Below are 15861 nucleotides of genomic sequence, written 5' to 3'. Positions count from 1 at the left end.
GTTTGCGGTCTCGGCACAAAAGCCTTGTAGGGAGCGTTATTCGGTCGGTGGATTTACCTTCGCCTCCAACTCCGCCACCTTCGCCTCCAGGCTCTCCAACCGCGCCCGGGTTCGGGCCAGTACGACCATCTGGCTGTCGAATTCTTCCCGGCTGACCAGATCCAGCTTGCTGAAGCCGCTTTGTAGCAGGGCCTTGAACTGGCTTTCGATTTCGCTTTTGGGCAGGGGTGTGTCGCCGCTCAAGAGGCGGGAAGCATGGCCGCTCAGGGCGTCGAGGAGGTCTTTGGGCGCAAGCATGGCAGGTGTCCTGAAAACGATGGAGGGCAGTGTATCACGCAGCGTCTATATTCAATTGGCGAGCAAGGAGTGCACGCTTTTCGCGCACGGGACCGGGCATCGCCGCACTGTTGTTGTGCGTATTGTTCCGGTTCGGGGTGCGGCATAAGCCGGCACAGTGGGTAAGAGACTGAAATCAGAAGGTTTGGGCACAGATGGCAAGGTTTCTGCTTAGTGGCTGATGACCCATGCACTGATGCAGTCGCTGTGACGAATGCAGTGCAGCCGACGAGGCGGGGAGCTTCGTCAGAGTGGTTAGCTGGCACCGGTCGGGCAACTTGGGCCGACGATGCGTTACAAAGCCAGGCACTGCGCTTAGACTTGAGTCGGGTTTGTTTTCCTGGGGCAAGTCCACCAATTCGGGAGAAAGTTTCATGAAGCTAGTCACTGCCATCATCAAGCCGTTCAAGTTGGACGACGTGCGCGAGTCGCTGTCCGAAATCGGCGTGCAGGGCATTACCGTTACTGAGGTCAAAGGCTTCGGTCGGCAGAAAGGTCACACCGAGCTGTATCGCGGCGCGGAATACGTGGTTGATTTCCTGCCTAAGGTGAAGATCGATGTCGCCATTGACGACAAGGATCTGGACCGGGTTATCGAGGCGATCACCAAGGCCGCCAATACCGGCAAGATCGGTGACGGCAAGATCTTTGTGGTCAATCTGGAACAGGCTATTCGCATCCGTACCGGCGAAACCGATACCGACGCAATCTAAGCCGCCAAACCCAACGCCCCAGGAGAAAACAATATGACTCTGCGTAAATTCGCAGGGCTAGGAGCCCTGTTGTCCTTCGTAACGCCTGGCCTGGCCATGGCAGAAGAAGCGGCAGCCCCAGTCCTGAACTCCGGCGACACAGCCTGGATGCTCACTGCCACAATTCTTGTACTGTTCATGACCATTCCCGGCCTGGCGCTGTTCTACGGCGGTATGGTTCGGTCGAAAAACATTCTGTCGGTGATGATGCAATGCTTTGCCATTACCGGCCTGATCAGCATCCTGTGGGTCATTTATGGCTACAGCATTGCGTTCGACACCACGGGGATGGAGCAGGGCGTCGTCAACTTCAATTCGTTCGTCGGCGGTCTGAACAAGGCATTCCTGGCGGGTCTCACCCCCGATAGCCTGACGGGCTTGTTCCCTGAAGCGGTGTTCATCACCTTCCAGATGACGTTCGCCATCATCACTCCGGCCCTGATCGTTGGTGCATTTGCCGAGCGGATGAAGTTTTCCGCGATGCTGATCTTCATGGGCGTGTGGTTCACCCTGGTTTATGCACCGATTGCACACATGGTCTGGTCCGGCAACGGCGGCCTGATGTGGGACTGGGGTGTGCTGGACTTCGCTGGCGGCACCGTGGTGCACATCAACGCCGGTATTGCTGGCCTGGTGGCGTGCCTGGTACTGGGCAAGCGCAAAGGCTTCCCAACTACGCCGATGGCGCCGCATAACCTGGGTTACACCCTGATGGGCGCGGCCATGCTGTGGGTTGGCTGGTTCGGCTTCAACGCCGGTTCCGCCATCGCGGCCAACGGCACCGCCGGTATGGCAATGTTGGTGACCCAGATTGCAACCGCTGCGGCGGCGTTGGGCTGGATGTTCGCCGAGTGGATCACCCACGGTAAGCCAAGCGCACTGGGCATTGCCTCGGGTGTGGTGGCGGGTCTGGTTGCGATTACGCCGGCTGCCGGCACCGTGGGCCCGATGGGCGCTCTGGTCATCGGCTTGGCGGCGGGCGTGGTGTGCTTCTTCTGCGCCACTACCCTCAAGCGCAAAATGGGCTATGACGACTCCCTGGACGCCTTCGGCGTGCACGGCATCGGCGGTATCCTGGGCGCGATCCTGACCGGTGTGTTCGCAGCGCCGGCCCTGGGTGGCTTCGGCACCGTGACCGATATCGGCGCGCAAGTGTGGATTCAGCTCAAGGGTGTAGGCTTCACGGTGATCTACACCGCGATCGTCACCTTCATCATCCTCAAGGTCCTGGACGCTGTCATGGGTCTGCGTGTCTCCGAGGAAGAAGAGGCGGTCGGCCTGGATCTGGCCCAGCACAACGAACGTGGCTACAATCTGTAAGCACACGCAATAAAAAAATGCCCGGTTCGCCGGGCATTTTTTTGTCTGGAATTTGTCATTGCTCACAGGATAGGCCGGTTTTCCGACGTCTTTTGTTATGGACGCGACATGGGTTTTTCTACGGCCATAGGCTTACACCAAAGCAGGCGTATTAGGCCCTTTGTTTTTTCCCAGAGCGCGCTAGAATGCGCGCCGAACGTGCGGAGATCTGTATGTGGCAACAGACGCTGATAACCCTGCGGGCAAGGCCTCGGGGCTTTCATCTGGTAACGGACGAGTTGCTCGCCGGCCTGCCTGAACTCCGGGCATGTCGTGTCGGTCTGTTGCATCTGTGGCTGCAGCATACCTCGGCCTCGTTGACCATCAACGAGAACGCCGATCCGGCGGTACGTCGAGACTTCGAACGATTTTTCAATCGGCTGATCCCACAAGGAACCGCCGATTATGAGCACAACGACGAAGGCCTGGACGACCTCCCGGCGCACTTCAAGGCCAGCGTGCTGGGGTGTCAGCTTAGTCTGCCGGTCACGGCGGGACGGTTGGCATTGGGTACCTGGCAAGGTGTTTATCTGGGCGAGCACCGTGATCATGGTGGTGCTCGTAAGGTCCTCGCCACTTTGTACGGTGATGGGGCGTAACCGCTGATTGCCGGCGGATGTTGAATTTTTTCTGGCAGCCTTCGACAGACGGCGAAGCTGGGCTATAACTAATCTGCTTTTCGCAAGTCATGAGGTAGAACATGAGCGACGATGATCTGGAAAACGACGACCTCGAAGTAGGTGACGAAGACGAGACCGAAGAAGGCCTGGAAGCGGCGGCTGAAGACGTCGCCGACGATGATGGGGCCGATGTACCGGCGCCAACCGCCAAAGGCAAGGCCAAAGCGGCGGTGTCGGTCGACGAGTTGCCGAGCGTAGAGGCCAAGAACAAGGAGCGTGATGCGCTCGCCAAGGCCATGGAGGAGTTCCTGGCCAGAGGCGGTAAAGTGCAGGAAGTGGAGGCCAACGTTGTTGCGGATCCGCCCAAGAAACCGGACAACAAGTACGGCAGCCGCCCGATCTGAGCATCTGCTTCTTGCTTGCTGAAAAAGCCCGCCGTCGCTGCGGGCTTTTTCATGGGCGTGATTCTATTTCCAAGCCAGACACGGTTCTTGTGGGAGCGAGCCTGCTCGCGATAGCGATCCATCTGTCACATTGATGCTGGATGTGCCATTGCTATCGCGAGCAGGCTCGCTCCCACAATTTGAGTTTTGGTGGCCACAAAACAGGCGGTTCAGGATTGGCTATGCCAGCCCGCCAGCAACCCTGGCAGCTCGGTCAGGCTGCGAATCTCTGCGTCCGGTGCATGCTCGGCATCCCAGGCTTTACCCGCCGGGTTGAACCAGATGGCCCGCAAGCCGGCCTGTTGGGCGCCGGCGATGTCGTCACCTGGATGATCGCCAATGTGCACGGCGGTTTGCGCCGTGGCGCCGCCGCGTTGCAAGGCTTCGTGGAACAGCCTGGCGTCAGGCTTGGCGATGCCGATGTCCTCGGCGCATAGGGCGAACTTGAAATAATCCGCCAGTCCCAGGCGACGTACATCGGCGTTGCCATTGGTGACCACGCCGAGGGCGAAATGGTTGGCCAGAATTTCCAGGGTAGGCTGCACCTCGGGAAAGATTTCCAGTTGGTGACGGGCGTGCAGGAATGTTTCGAACGCTTCGTCCGCCAGCTCCGAGGCTTGCCACTGGTCATAACCGGCGTCCTGCAAGGCACGGAACAGCACTCGTCGGCGCAGTGCGCTGATGCGGTGCTTCAGGCCGGGCTCCTCGCGCAACACTTGCTCGCGAAGGGTAAAAAGATGCTCCACCGGCACGCTGCCCAGGTTCGGGGCGTTGTCGGTCAGCCACTGGCGTAATATGGCTTCGGCACTGGCGATCACCGGGGCGGTGTCCCATAGGGTGTCGTCGAGGTCGAAAGTGATGAGCTCGATGGTCATGATTCGTCGCCCTTGATTCGTTTGGCCCTGGGGTGGGCACTGTCATAGACCGTCGCCAGGTGCTGGAAGTCCAGGTGGGTATAGATCTGTGTGGTCTTGATGTCCGAGTGGCCGAGCAGTTCCTGGACAGCGCGCAGGTCCTGGGAAGACTCCAGCAGATGGCTGGCGAAGGAATGCCTGAGCATGTGGGGATGCAGGTTCTGTCCCAGCTCGCGTTCACCGGCGGCCTTGACCCGCACCTGGATCGCCCGCGGGCCGAGGCGCCGGCCTTGCTGGCTGACAAATACCGCGTCGTCGGCCGGGTTGGTCAGCGCCCGCAGCGGCAGCCACAGCTCCAGGGCCTCACGGGCTTTGCGGCCAACGGGCAGCAAGCGTGTCTTGCTGCCCTTGCCCAGCACCTGGACCATGCCATCGGCCAGGTCCAGTTGATCCAGGTTAAGCCCGGTCAGTTCGGAAAGCCGCAGGCCGGAGGAATAGAACAATTCGAGAATCGCCTGGTCCCTTCGCGCCAGGAAGTCATCCTCGACAGCGCCTTCCAGCAATTGCAGGGCCCGATCGGTGTCCAGGGTCTTGGGCAGCCGGCGTTCGCCCTTGGGCGGTGCCAGGCCGGTGGCCGGGTCGTGATCGCACAGCCCTTCGCGGTTGAGGTAGTGGTACAGGCCTCGCACGGCTGACAACAGTCGCGCCAGGCTGCGGGAAGATTGCCCTTGTTGATGAAGGCGGGCGACCAGGCTGCGCAGGCGTTGGATGTCCAAGGCTGCCCAACTGCCGATGTTTTGCTTCTGGCACCAGGCCAACACTTTTTCCAGGTCGCGGCGATAGGCCGACAGCGTGTGGGGCGACACCTGGCGCTCACTGCGCAGGTGTTCGCAGTAGGCGTCCAGCTGCCGTTCCATCATCAGCGTACCGAGCGCAGTGAACCAGTCATGCGCGGCAGGACCCGGCCGGTGACTTCGGCGATGTAGCTTAAAAACAACGTGCCCACCGAGCTTTTGTAGTGTTGCGGATCGCGACTGGCAATGGCCAGCACGCCATGTACGCCCTGGTGGGCGATGGCGACGACAGCCGTGGAACCGATCTGCTTGCGCTGTTCTTCGCCGAAGAGGAAGTCCAGCTCATGTTCGCGCAGGCTGCCGCTGACGCTCTTGTTTTCCGTGAGCAAGCCGCCGATGGCTGTCTGTGCGTCGGCGTGGGTGACCCAGCGCCCCACTGGCATGGCGTTATCGCCAAACAGGATCAGGCTGACAAAAGGCACCTGGAAATCCTGACGCAGACTGTCTTCGACACTCATCACCAGGTCTTCAAGGGTGTTGGCATCCATCAGCGCCAGGATCAAGCGACGGGTCTTGTCGAAGAGCCGATCGTTATCCCGGGCTACGTCCATCAGGTGCGAAAGGCGATGACGCATGTCGATGTTGCGCTCGCGCAGAATCTTCATCTGATGCTCGACCAGCGACACGGTGTCGCCGCGGCGGTGGGGGATGCGCATCGTCGCCAGCAGTTCTTCATGCTCGACGAAGAAGTCCGGGTGAGCCTCCAGATACGCGGCCACGGCTGCGGCGTCCGGATGACTGGGGGATTCGTCGGGCTGCGGGGCTGGAACCTGTGGCTTGTCGGTCATGGGTTTGACTCACTCAAAGACGAACTTGTCCTTCGTATACGCGTACTGCCGGGCCGGTCATCAGCACCGGTTGGCCGGGGCCTGCCCATTCGATGGACAAGCGTCCGCCGGGCAGGTCGATCAGCAAAGGCGAATCCATCCATCCCTGACTGATCGCGGCGACGGCCGCCGCGCAGGCGCCGGTGCCGCAAGCCTGGGTTTCCCCGGCACCGCGTTCCCAGACGCGCAATTGCGCACGGTGGCGATCGATGACCTGCAGGAAACCGACATTCACCCGCGCGGGGAAGCGCGGATGATTTTCGATCTTCGGCCCCAGCTCATGCACTGGCGCGCTGTTGATATCGCTGACTCGCAAGACGGCATGGGGGTTGCCCATGGACACTGCCGCCAGTTCCACGGTGGTGCCGTCGACCTCTAACTGATAGCTCAAGGCCTGGGCCGGCGCTTGGAACGGGATGTCCTTCGGTGCCAGGCGCGGGGCGCCCATGTTGACGCCGATCTGGCCGTCGTTGCGCACATCCAGTTCGATGATGCCGCTTTTAGTCTCGACGCGAATCTGCCGTTTGGCGGTCAGGCGCTTGTCCAGCACGAAGCGGGCGAAGCAGCGGGCGCCGTTGCCGCACTGCTCGACTTCCGAACCATCGGCGTTGAAGATCCTGTAGCGGAAGTCCACGTCCGGGTTGTTGGGCGCCTCGACGATCAGCAACTGATCGAAACCGATACCGGTGTGCCGGTCGCCCCATTGTTTGGCATGCTTGGGCAGGATGTGCGCGTGCTGGCTGACCAGGTCGAGGACCATGAAGTCGTTGCCCAGGCCGTGCATCTTGGTAAAACGCAGCAGCATGGTTTTACTCCGGCAGCAGGCTTTCGCCGGCAAACAACTCGGCTACCGTCTCGCGGCGACGCACTTCAAACGCCTGATCACCGTCCACCAGCACTTCGGCGCAGCGGCCGCGAGTGTTGTAGTTGGAACTCATGACAAACCCGTAGGCCCCGGCCGAATGCACAGCCAGCAGATCGCCTTCTTCCAGCGCCAGCTCCCGGCCTTTGGCCAGGAAGTCGCCGGTTTCGCAGATAGGGCCGACAATATCGTAGATGCGGGCGGCGGTATCACGAGGACGCACTGCAGTGACGTCCATCCATGCCTGGTACAGCGCCGGGCGGATCAGGTCGTTCATCGCCGCATCGACGATGGCGAAATCCTTGTGCTCGGTGTGCTTGAGGTATTCGACCCGGGTCAACAGCACACCGGCATTGGCAACGATGTAGCGGCCCGGCTCGAACATCAGCGCCAGGTCACGACCTTCGAGGCGTTCACGCACAGCCTTGATGTAGTCGGCCACCAGTGGCGGCTCTTCGTCGCGGTAGCGCACGCCGACGCCGCCGCCCAGGTCGATGTGGCGCAGGTAGATGCCGCAGTCGCCGAGGCGGTCAACCAGCGCCAGCAGGCGGTCAAGGGCATCGATGAAAGGTTCTAGGGTGGTCAGTTGCGAGCCGATGTGGCAATCCACACCCAGCACTTCCAGGTTCGGCAGTTGGGCCGCGCGTACGTACACATCCTCGGCGTCGGCAATGGCGATGCCGAACTTGTTTTCTTTGAGACCGGTGGAAATGTACGGGTGCGTGCCGGCGTCAACGTCCGGGTTCACGCGCAAAGAGATCGGCGCGCGGACACCCATTTCGGCGGCGACCAGTTGCAGGCGCTCCAGCTCATCGGTCGATTCGACGTTGAAGCAGTGCACCCCCACTTCCAGGGCGCGGCGCATGTCTTCACGGGTCTTGCCGACGCCGGAAAAAACGATCTTGTCGGCGCTGCCGCCGGCGGCCAGCACGCGTTCGAGCTCACCACCGGAAACGATGTCAAAGCCGGCGCCCAGGCGTGCCAGGACGTTGAGCACACCGAGGTTGGAGTTGGCTTTTACGGCGAAACACACCAGGTGCGGCATGCCGGCCAGAGCATCGGCGAAAGCCAGATACTGGGCTTCGATGTGTGCACGGGAATAAACGTAGGTTGGCGTGCCGAAACGTTCCGCGAGCGCGGACAAGGCAACTCCTTCCGCGAACAGCTCCCCGCCACGGTAGTTAAAAGCGTCCATGGCGTTCCCTTAATAAGTGGTGTGGGTATCGTGCGCGTGGGACTTGGATTGCGACGATTTGGCCTGTTCTTCAGGGGATTTGCTGTCATCGGGCAGGTACAGCGGACCTTTTTGACCACAGGCTGTCACAAGGCAAGCAACCGCGACGAGCGCAGCAAGGGAAGAGATCAGGCGCTTCATGGCGAAATCCTTGAAAATGCGTTAATTGCGCCGGAGTATACCGGCCACCCGGCAGCTTGCCTATGCAACGGGGTTCCCGTCCGGCGCCGGGGGGCTTTTCCCAAGGCCGGCTGTCGTCGGTCGGTATATCCTTTGCAATCGCTGGGAAGCGTCCGTATCTTGCGGCGCTTGAGCATGAGCAGACATTTTCGAGGTTGCCGCAATGAGTTTGACTGAAGCCCGTTTCCACGATCTGGTCGATGCGACCCAGCAAACGCTGGAGGATGTATTCGACGAAAGCGAGCTGGACATCGACCTGGAAAGCTCCGCCGGGGTGCTGACCGTCAAGTTCGAAAACGGCAGCCAGTTGATTTTCAGCCGCCAGGAGCCGTTGCGCCAGTTGTGGCTGGCAGCGGTGTCCGGCGGTTTCCACTTCGACTACAACGAGGAAAGCGAGCGTTGGATGTGCGACAAGAGCGAAGAGCAACTGGGTGAGATGCTCGAGCGCATCGTCATGCAGCAGGCCGGGGTGGGACTGGATTTCGAAGGCCTTTGACAGCGTGAGCCAGAACACCCCGGCGCGGCCGGCCAAGCCGCTCTACAGCAACGTCAGCCCCGCCGTGCCGTCGCCATGCACTGGCGTGTGCAAACTCGATGAGCAGAAAGTTTGCCTCGGCTGTTTCCGCCACGTGGAAGACATCCGCCAGTGGCGGTCGGCCGATGATGAGCGCAGGCGGGTGATCTGTGCCCAAGCGCTCAAGCGTAGATCCCCGTAGGAGCTGCCGAAGGCTCGGGCCGCGTTCGGACGATCTTTTGATCTTGATCTTGGGGCTTTCGTTTAAGACTCAAGTGCCTGGGGCAAGATCGCAGCCTCGTTGCACTCGTCAGCTCCTACTGATAGTGTCCAGATACGCCTCAACTCATCGAGGCCCGTGAAAACCCCGTCTTTTTGTGGCGGGGTTTTGCTTTTTTCGTGCAGAACAAAGGAGTCTGCCTGAATCATGACCGTACCTTCCATCACCCTTACACGTCTGGACGTACAACGTCTGGAGCGCCTGATCGATAGCCTTGATGAAACGCTGCCGGGCGTGATTGCGTTGCAAACCGAACTGGATCGTGCCGACACCGTGGTAGGCCACGATGAAGTGCCCGCCGATGTCGTGACCATGAATTCGCGTGTGCACTGCCGCGAAGAAAGCAGCGGCAAGGACTATCACCTGACCCTGGTTTATCCACAGGACGCGAATGCCGACGAAGGCAAGATATCCATCCTTGCCCCGGTAGGCAGCGCACTGTTGGGCCTGAAGGTTGGCCAGCACATCGACTGGCCGGCCCCGGGCGGCAAGACGCTGAAACTGACGTTGCTGGCCGTGGAATACCAGCCGGAAGCGGGCGGCGATTTCCACCTCTAAGCGCTTCAGACCAAGGCCAGCGCCTCGTTCAGGGCGCGTTCCAGGTCAGCCTTGTAGCGCAGGTACAAATTACTTGAGCAGGCCCCATCACCCACAAGACCCGAGAGATCCAGGTCGGTGATGTAGCAGCGATAGCGTTCGGCCTCACGGCGCTGTTCGACGATCTCCCTGGCGACCACGCGGAACAACTGGTCGCCATGTTCCAGCTCCGAAAACTCCCGCTGATCGCAATACAGGGTGACGTGCACCTGCCCATGGGTGGCTTTGCCGATGATTGCCTGCACGTCATAGAACGGCTTGTTCACTGGCGTTTGCGGTGCTTGCCGCGCCTCGATCCGCCGTGCCCGCCCGCTGCCCGAGGGCAGGAGCTGGTAGTACAGGGTTTCCAGGGGCAGTGGCTGGGTGGCATCCATCGGCAGTAACGCGTCGCGGCGGTACAGCACCGATTGCAAGAAGCGCTGCAATGGCACCAGCAGGCTGTGGTCGTCGTGATAGGGCAAGCGCTGTTGCCACAGGGCATTGAGCTCATCGAGCACGTACAGCTCAGCGTCGTCCTCGTTGACCCGGTAGAACACCTGAATGCACTCGGGCTGCCCCATGGGCAGGATCAGCGCCAGGTCATGGTCCTCCAGAGCCATCGGGTCCAGGTGCAGCGGGCTGTAGGCCGTCAGCTCCTCGCCCAGGTAATCCATCAGCGCCGACAGGCTGCCCAGGGCCACGTGATTGACCTGGCCCGGCACCAGCTCCAGTACGTGGTAGTGCTGCTGGACCTGGAGCAGATAGCGGTGGTTGAGCCTGCTTAGTAATAAGGTCTGCGCCGTTTCGATGACTTCCTCGACCCGGCGGGCAATGAACTGCGCGCGGTTGTGGCAGAAACAGCGTACCTGCAAACGCGGCTGGCGCTGCGTCACGGGCAAGTCGTTGAGGTAATCGCGCAGACAGTCGAGCAGGGCATGCTCGCCGTCGAAGCGGTTGACCAACACTTCGTTCCAACTGTTGAGCGTGACCTGGTCCAGGGTCAGCACCAGGTTCTCCCGAACCCCGGCGTAGCTCAGGGAGTCCGTGCGCTCGGTGGTCATCAGGATATTGAGGTCGCGATGATGCTTGAGCGGATCGACGCCGACGTTAACCAGTATCAGCACTTCGCTGGGCACGCTGGCGCGCAACAGCTGTTCTTCATCTACCGTGCTCAGCGGCAGGGCGATGGACTGTTGCAGGCTGCCCAGCAGGTTGAACAGTTCGAACTCACTCAGGTCGCTGCTACCAGGGTGCAGCGCCAGGCGCGTACTGCTGTCGATCACACCGTTGCGATGGCACCAGGTCAGCAACTCCAGCAACTCGCGGCAGCGTTTGATCGGTGCGAAGTTTTCCCACTCCAGGGCGTTGAGGCTGCCGTTGTACAGGCCCCACTGGTTCTGCCCAGGTTCTTTCTTGTTCGGTGACTGCACCAGTGTCAGGGTGTCTTCGGCCAGGTCCGGGGCGATGCCGGGGTTGATGAACTCGACTTTGTCGGCCTTGCGCTCGAATGCGGCATACAACCGCCGGCCCAGGACGTTGAGGTCGCGCCTGTTGATCAGGCTGACGGTTTTTTCGGTGCGGGCGAACTGGGTCAGGAAGCGGTAGCTATAGGTCAGTTCGTTGACCAGCGCACGCCGTTCGTTGCTGACCTGACGCACTTTCCACTGGCTGCGGCTGTCCAGCAGCGCCAGTTGCCGTGGGTCCCAGCCCCATTCCCGGGCCAGACGCTCAAGCAGAACCCGTTGCCAGCCGGAGCTGCGCCCCTGGCCGGTCAGCTTGCGATTGACCTTCAGGTAAAGCGCCCTTCGCACCAGCTCCAGGCGTTCGGATTCACCCCGGGCGTTGAGGTACTCCTCGATGCGACGGTAAACCACCATGTATGGATCGAGCTCTTCCAGGTCCAGGCGGTTGGCGAACACCGCCTGTTTGAAGCGCAGGCTCAGGCAGCGAACGTTCGGGTGTTCGCTGGCGTAGACTTCGATCAATAGCAGCTTGAGCACTGATTTGTAGGGCGACTCGATGCCCTTGAACAATTGCCAGAGGCCGGCGCCGATGAATTCTCCCGGCGGGATATAGGCCAGGTGCCCCAGGTTGAGCGTTTCATCGGCGCGGATGAAGCGTTTGGAAATCAGCGTGTGGGTGTACTGCTCATAGTTTTCTTCTTCATACACCGGCACCAGCCACCAGATCGGCGTGCGTCCGGCCAGCCAGATCGCCGTGCGGTAGAACTCGTCCAGCAGCAGGTAATGCTGGGTTGTACCGCAATCGTCGGAACTGAGCTGAGTGTCCCGGTCGCCGCGGACAAAGCGTGCCGGGTCGATCAGGAAAAAATGCGCTTCAGCGCCCTGGGTCGCCGCCCAGGTTTCCAGCAGCAGACATTTTTTGCGCAATTCGGCCAGTTCGTCCTCGCTCAGGTCCGGACCATGGCAGACCCACACGTCCATGTCGCTTTGATCCGCTTGGGCGAGGGTGCCGAGGCTGCCCATCAAAAACAGACCCAGAATCGGTCGCGGCGGATTGCTGCCGTGGCGCGGCTTGTAGGAGAACGAGCGGGTCAGCCGCTGGGCTTCAGCGAGGACGCTGGCGTCGGGCTCGTAGTTGGACAGCCCGGCAGGTGTGCTGCCCGAGACATAGCCGGGCAGTAGCGGGTGGTTGACGTGGAAAAACAACGGCAGCAGCGTCAGTACGCTTTGCTGGCGGGTCGACAGACCTTCCAGGGCGCGATCCATCCGTACGCTGTTGAGCTTGAGAAAACGTGCGCGCAACTGGCTCAGGACCTTGCGGTCGATTCCCTCGTCCAGATCGGGGCGTATTTCGTGATTGCGGGTCATGTCAGCTCAAACCGGCTCGCGGCGTCGAACGTGGGAGATCACAGGTGCTGGCAGTTTAGCGCCCGAACCCCGGATTTCTTAAGCTGAAAGTATGTTTTTGACGTCAGAATTTTTACACAGTGCGCCAGGGCGCCTGCGGAAACCTCGATGAAGGAGATTTCCGTGGGCGACGGGAGGAATCAGGCGGCTTCTTTTACGACGTTGAGAATGGTCAGCAGGCTTTGCACATGCTCGGCGGCATCCCGGCCCAGGCTGGTCAGGTAACCACCGTCGGACTGGGTTATCAGGTCTTTTTCGAACAGGCGTTTGGCGGCAGCGATGGCAGAGGGGGCAGCGGTCTGATGGATTTTCAGGCCTTCCTGGGAACTGTCCAGGTTGAAGAGTGCAAGGATTTCCAGTTCGGCAACCAGCTCAGGGGTAAGCGACATAAGGACTCCAGACTTTCTAGGAATTTGGTCGACAGCGTCACTAAAGTGAGCGCACTCGGCCGAGCTGTCCAGTGTCAGTGTCATGCTTTTTTTGTTTTGGGGGGCAGAGCCACCCTGATCTGTGATGGCCGGTGCAGGCAAGCCCCTGTGGTGAGGGGATTTATCCCCGTTGGACTGCGCAGCAGGCCCAGAAACCAAATATCACTACTCCTTTGGGCCGCTTCGCAGCCCAGCGGGGATAAATCCCCTCGCCACAGGAGCAACTTCGCCTCACGGTTTATTTCTTTTCCGGCGGCAACTCGGGAAGAGCGCGCAACGCCGTTTCGTACCACTGGGTATCGAACGCTCGGTCCTCTTCCAGGATCGTGTCAATTTCCACTGCCAGCACATGGGCCATCAGGTTGAGAATTTCTTCGCGCTCGTAACCCACCAGGGTCAATTTATTGAAAATGGCCTTGGCCGCTGGCGGGTTGTCATTTTCGATCTGGTTTTCGATGGCCTGGATCAGCGTGTTCTCGACGAACTCTTCTTCGTCGTTGTCGATGTCGGTTGGCTCGCTCATGGCAGGCTCCTTGGAGAAAGGTCGCCAGTTTACCCGCATTCAGCGCAGTGATGCGTCTGGCAAGAAACGGCTCGACGGTCTATAACGCAAGGCTGCCCACCCCCGCACGGCCTGGAGGCTTTGTGATGCTCAAGCTTTATGGTTTTTCCGTCAGCAATTATTACAACATGGTCAAGCTGGCGCTGCTGGAGAAGGGCTTGCCCTTCGAAGAGGTGCCGTTCTACGGCGCTCAGACCCCGGATGTGCTGGCCATCAGTCCGCGGGGCAAGGTGCCGGTGCTCAAGACCGAGCAAGGTTTTATCAACGAAACCAGCGTGATCCTCGAATACATCGAGCAAACCCAACCCGGTAAAGCCCTGCTGCCCAGCGAGCCGTTCGAGCGTGCCCAGGTGCTGGCTTTGTGCAGGGAGATTGAGCTGTACATCGAGCTGCCGGGGCGGGCCTGCTACGCCGAGGCGTTTTTCGGCATGTCGGTACCTGATGCCATCAAGGAAAAGACCAAGGCCGAATTGCTGCTGGGGTTCGCTTCGCTCGGCCGGCACGGCAAGTTCTCACCCTACGTGGCGGGCGACAGCCTGAGCCTGGCTGATCTGTATTTCCTCTACAGCGTATCGCTGGCGTGCCAGGTGGGCCGGAAGGTGTTCGATATCGACTTGCTGGCGGATATGCCGGCGGCCAAGGGGCTGATGGAGCGACTGGAGCAGAACCCGCACGTGCAGCGGATTGCGGCGGACAGGGATGCGGCAATGCCGGGGTTTTTGGCGATGATAGCGGCCAAGAAGTAACTTTTTCAGCGCTTTGAAGGACGCCTTCGCGAGCAAGCCCGCTCCCACAGTAGATCTTCAGTGAACTCAAAATCTTTTGGACATGGAGATCCAATGTGGGAGCGGGCTTGCTCGCGAAGCTTTTAGCTTTTAGCTTTTAGCTTTTAGCTTTTAGCTTTTAGCGGCTGGCGAGCAACGCTTGGCCGCGCACCACGGCGGCCTTGACCTGGGCAGGTGCTGTGCCGCCGATGTGGTCGCGGGCATTGACCGAACCTTCCAGAGTCAGCACAGCAAACACGTCCTGCTCGATCTGGTCACTGAACTGGCGTAGTTCGTCCAAGCTCATTTCTGCCAGGTCCTTGCCGTTGTCCACGCCGTACTTCACGGCATGGCCGACGATTTCGTGGCAGTCACGAAACGGCAGGCCACGGCGTACGAGGTAATCAGCGAGGTCGGTGGCGGTGGAGAAGCCGCGCAAGGCCGCTTCGCGCATCACTGCATGCTTGGGCTTGATCGCCGGGATCATGTCGGCAAAGGCCCGCAGCGAATCACGCAGAGTGTCGGCGGCGTCGAACAGCGGCTCCTTGTCTTCCTGGTTGTCCTTGTTGTAAGCCAGCGGCTGGCCTTTCATCAGGGTCAGCAGGCCCATCAGCGCGCCGAACACCCGACCACTCTTGCCGCGTACCAGCTCCGGTACGTCGGGGTTTTTCTTTTGCGGCATGATCGAACTGCCGGTGCAGAAGCGATCCGGCAGGTCAATGAACTGGAATTGCGCGCTGGTCCACAGCACCAGTTCTTCGGAGAAGCGCGACAGGTGCATCATCGCGATGCTCGCGGCGGCGCAGAATTCGATGGCGAAATCGCGGTCCGAAACGTTATCCAGCGAGTTGCCGCCCACGGCGTCGAAACCCAGCAACTGTGCGGTGTATTCACGATCGATAGGGTACGTGGTGCCGGCCAGCGCGGCGCTGCCCAGGGGCATGCGGTTGGTGCGCTTGCGGCAGTCCACCAGGCGCTCGTAGTCGCGGCTGAGCATTTCGAACCAGGCCAGCATGTGATGCCCAAACGTTACAGGTTGAGCGGTTTGCAAGTGCGTGAAGCCCGGCATGATGCTCTCGGCTTCGCGCTCGGCCTGTTCCAGCAAGCCTTTTTGCAGGCGGGTGATTTCGCCCAGGATCAGGTCAATTTCATCGCGCAGCCACAGGCGAATGTCGGTGGCCACCTGGTCGTTCCGGCTGCGGCCGGTGTGCAGTTTCTTGCCGGTCACGCCGATGCGATCGGTCAGGCGCGCTTCAATGTTCATGTGCACGTCTTCGAGATCAACGCGCCAGTCGAACTGGCCGGCCTCGATTTCAGTCTGGATGGTCTTCAGGCCATCGATGATGCTGTCGCGCTCGGCATCGGTCAGTACGCCGACCTTGGCCAGCATGGTGGCGTGGGCGATCGAGCCCATGATGTCGTGGCGATACAGGCGCTGGTCGAAGTTGACGGAGGCGGTGAAGCGGGCGACGAAGGCGTCGACGGGTTCACTGAAGCGGCCGCCCCAGGACTGATTGGTCTTGTCAGTGCTCATGAATTCGCTCGT

Annotated in this window: 19 protein-coding genes; 8 read left to right on the top strand and 11 right to left on the bottom strand. The window is 60.5% G+C overall.

Going from position 1 to position 15861, the window contains the following annotated elements; genetic code table 11:
• Positions 1-36: 36 nt before the first annotated feature.
• A complete protein-coding gene (locus BM132_RS02370; protein WP_058543112.1) occupies positions 37-297 on the bottom strand; it encodes an accessory factor UbiK family protein in 261 nt (86 codons plus the stop codon).
• Positions 298-710: 413 nt separating this feature from the next.
• Here BM132_RS02370 and glnK point away from each other — a divergent pair, with 413 nt between their 5' ends.
• From glnK to sutA, 4 genes are all read left to right on the top strand, one after another.
• Positions 711-1049 (top strand): P-II family nitrogen regulator, encoded by a 339-nt coding sequence (gene glnK / locus BM132_RS02365; protein ID WP_002555808.1) that lies wholly within the window; start codon positions 711-713, stop codon positions 1047-1049.
• Between the two features lie 33 nt (positions 1050-1082).
• A complete protein-coding gene (locus tag BM132_RS02360; protein ID WP_092395063.1) occupies positions 1083-2408 on the top strand; it encodes an ammonium transporter in 1326 nt (441 codons plus the stop codon).
• A 212-nt stretch (positions 2409-2620) separates the two neighbouring features.
• Positions 2621-3046 (top strand): secondary thiamine-phosphate synthase enzyme YjbQ, encoded by a 426-nt coding sequence (locus BM132_RS02355; RefSeq protein WP_092395986.1) that lies wholly within the window; start codon positions 2621-2623, stop codon positions 3044-3046.
• Between the two features lie 101 nt (positions 3047-3147).
• Entirely contained in the window at positions 3148-3471 is a 324-nt protein-coding gene (gene sutA / locus BM132_RS02350; protein ID WP_014340827.1) for a transcriptional regulator SutA, read from the top strand.
• Positions 3472-3680: 209 nt separating this feature from the next.
• Here the strand turns inward: sutA and BM132_RS02345 are convergent, their stop codons facing one another.
• The 6 genes from BM132_RS02345 to BM132_RS02320 are packed head-to-tail and all read right to left on the bottom strand — an operon-like array spanning position 3681 to position 8282.
• A complete protein-coding gene (locus BM132_RS02345; protein WP_092452891.1) occupies positions 3681-4385 on the bottom strand; it encodes an HAD family hydrolase in 705 nt (234 codons plus the stop codon).
• Complete coding sequence (gene xerC / locus BM132_RS02340; RefSeq protein WP_076383081.1) at positions 4382-5281, bottom strand: tyrosine recombinase XerC; 900 nt, start codon at positions 5279-5281, stop codon at positions 4382-4384. The genes BM132_RS02345 and xerC overlap by 4 nt, the downstream gene beginning before the upstream one ends.
• 2 nt (positions 5282-5283) lie before the next feature.
• Complete coding sequence (locus BM132_RS02335) at positions 5284-6006, bottom strand: DUF484 family protein (RefSeq protein ID WP_092395072.1); 723 nt, start codon at positions 6004-6006, stop codon at positions 5284-5286.
• Positions 6007-6019: 13 nt separating this feature from the next.
• Positions 6020-6850, bottom strand: coding sequence for a diaminopimelate epimerase (dapF, locus tag BM132_RS02330; protein ID WP_092395075.1), 831 nt, complete (start codon positions 6848-6850; stop codon positions 6020-6022).
• Between the two features lie 4 nt (positions 6851-6854).
• Complete coding sequence (gene lysA, locus BM132_RS02325) at positions 6855-8102, bottom strand: diaminopimelate decarboxylase (RefSeq protein ID WP_092452888.1); 1248 nt, start codon at positions 8100-8102, stop codon at positions 6855-6857.
• Positions 8103-8111: 9 nt separating this feature from the next.
• Complete coding sequence (locus tag BM132_RS02320; protein WP_047226132.1) at positions 8112-8282, bottom strand: LPS translocon maturation chaperone LptM; 171 nt, start codon at positions 8280-8282, stop codon at positions 8112-8114.
• A 202-nt stretch (positions 8283-8484) separates the two neighbouring features.
• On the opposite strand from BM132_RS02320, the gene cyaY reads away from it, so the two are divergent.
• The 3 genes from cyaY (at position 8485) to rnk (ending at position 9673) form a co-directional block, all read left to right on the top strand.
• Positions 8485-8817, top strand: a complete 333-nt coding sequence (cyaY, locus tag BM132_RS02315) for an iron donor protein CyaY (protein WP_092395081.1) — start codon at positions 8485-8487, stop codon at positions 8815-8817.
• 4 nt (positions 8818-8821) lie between these two features.
• On the top strand, positions 8822-9037 hold the full coding sequence (locus BM132_RS02310) for a DUF1289 domain-containing protein (RefSeq protein WP_092395084.1): 216 nt from the start codon (positions 8822-8824) through the stop codon (positions 9035-9037).
• A 225-nt stretch (positions 9038-9262) separates the two neighbouring features.
• The gene (rnk, locus tag BM132_RS02305; RefSeq protein ID WP_047226129.1) at positions 9263-9673 is read left to right on the top strand and encodes a nucleoside diphosphate kinase regulator; all 411 of its coding nucleotides are present in this window, start codon (positions 9263-9265) and stop codon (positions 9671-9673) included.
• A gap of 5 nt (positions 9674-9678) precedes the next feature.
• On the opposite strand, the gene BM132_RS02300 is transcribed toward rnk, so the two are convergent.
• The 3 genes from BM132_RS02300 to BM132_RS02290 all read right to left on the bottom strand — a co-directional run bounded on the left by BM132_RS02300 (position 9679) and on the right by BM132_RS02290 (position 13512).
• A complete protein-coding gene (locus BM132_RS02300) occupies positions 9679-12522 on the bottom strand; it encodes a class I adenylate cyclase (protein ID WP_092452885.1) in 2844 nt (947 codons plus the stop codon).
• A gap of 179 nt (positions 12523-12701) precedes the next feature.
• Complete coding sequence (locus BM132_RS02295) at positions 12702-12950, bottom strand: TIGR02647 family protein (RefSeq protein ID WP_047226127.1); 249 nt, start codon at positions 12948-12950, stop codon at positions 12702-12704.
• Positions 12951-13227: 277 nt separating this feature from the next.
• A complete protein-coding gene (locus BM132_RS02290) occupies positions 13228-13512 on the bottom strand; it encodes a hypothetical protein (RefSeq protein ID WP_092452881.1) in 285 nt (94 codons plus the stop codon).
• A gap of 125 nt (positions 13513-13637) precedes the next feature.
• On the opposite strand from BM132_RS02290, the gene BM132_RS02285 reads away from it, so the two are divergent.
• The gene (locus tag BM132_RS02285) at positions 13638-14297 is read left to right on the top strand and encodes a glutathione S-transferase family protein (protein WP_092452878.1); all 660 of its coding nucleotides are present in this window, start codon (positions 13638-13640) and stop codon (positions 14295-14297) included.
• Between the two features lie 157 nt (positions 14298-14454).
• Here BM132_RS02285 and argH read toward each other — a convergent pair whose 3' ends face one another.
• Positions 14455-15849: an argininosuccinate lyase gene (gene argH / locus BM132_RS02280; protein ID WP_092395096.1), complete on the bottom strand. Its 1395-nt coding sequence runs from the start codon at positions 15847-15849 to the stop codon at positions 14455-14457.
• Between the last annotated feature and the right edge of the window lie 12 nt (positions 15850-15861).

The sequence above is a fragment of the Pseudomonas sp. NFACC45 genome, assembly GCF_900113505.1.
Lineage (GTDB): Bacteria > Pseudomonadota > Gammaproteobacteria > Pseudomonadales > Pseudomonadaceae > Aquipseudomonas > Aquipseudomonas tehranensis.
Note: the sequence above shows the minus strand (reverse complement) of the source record. Positions and strands in the feature narration are given on the sequence as shown.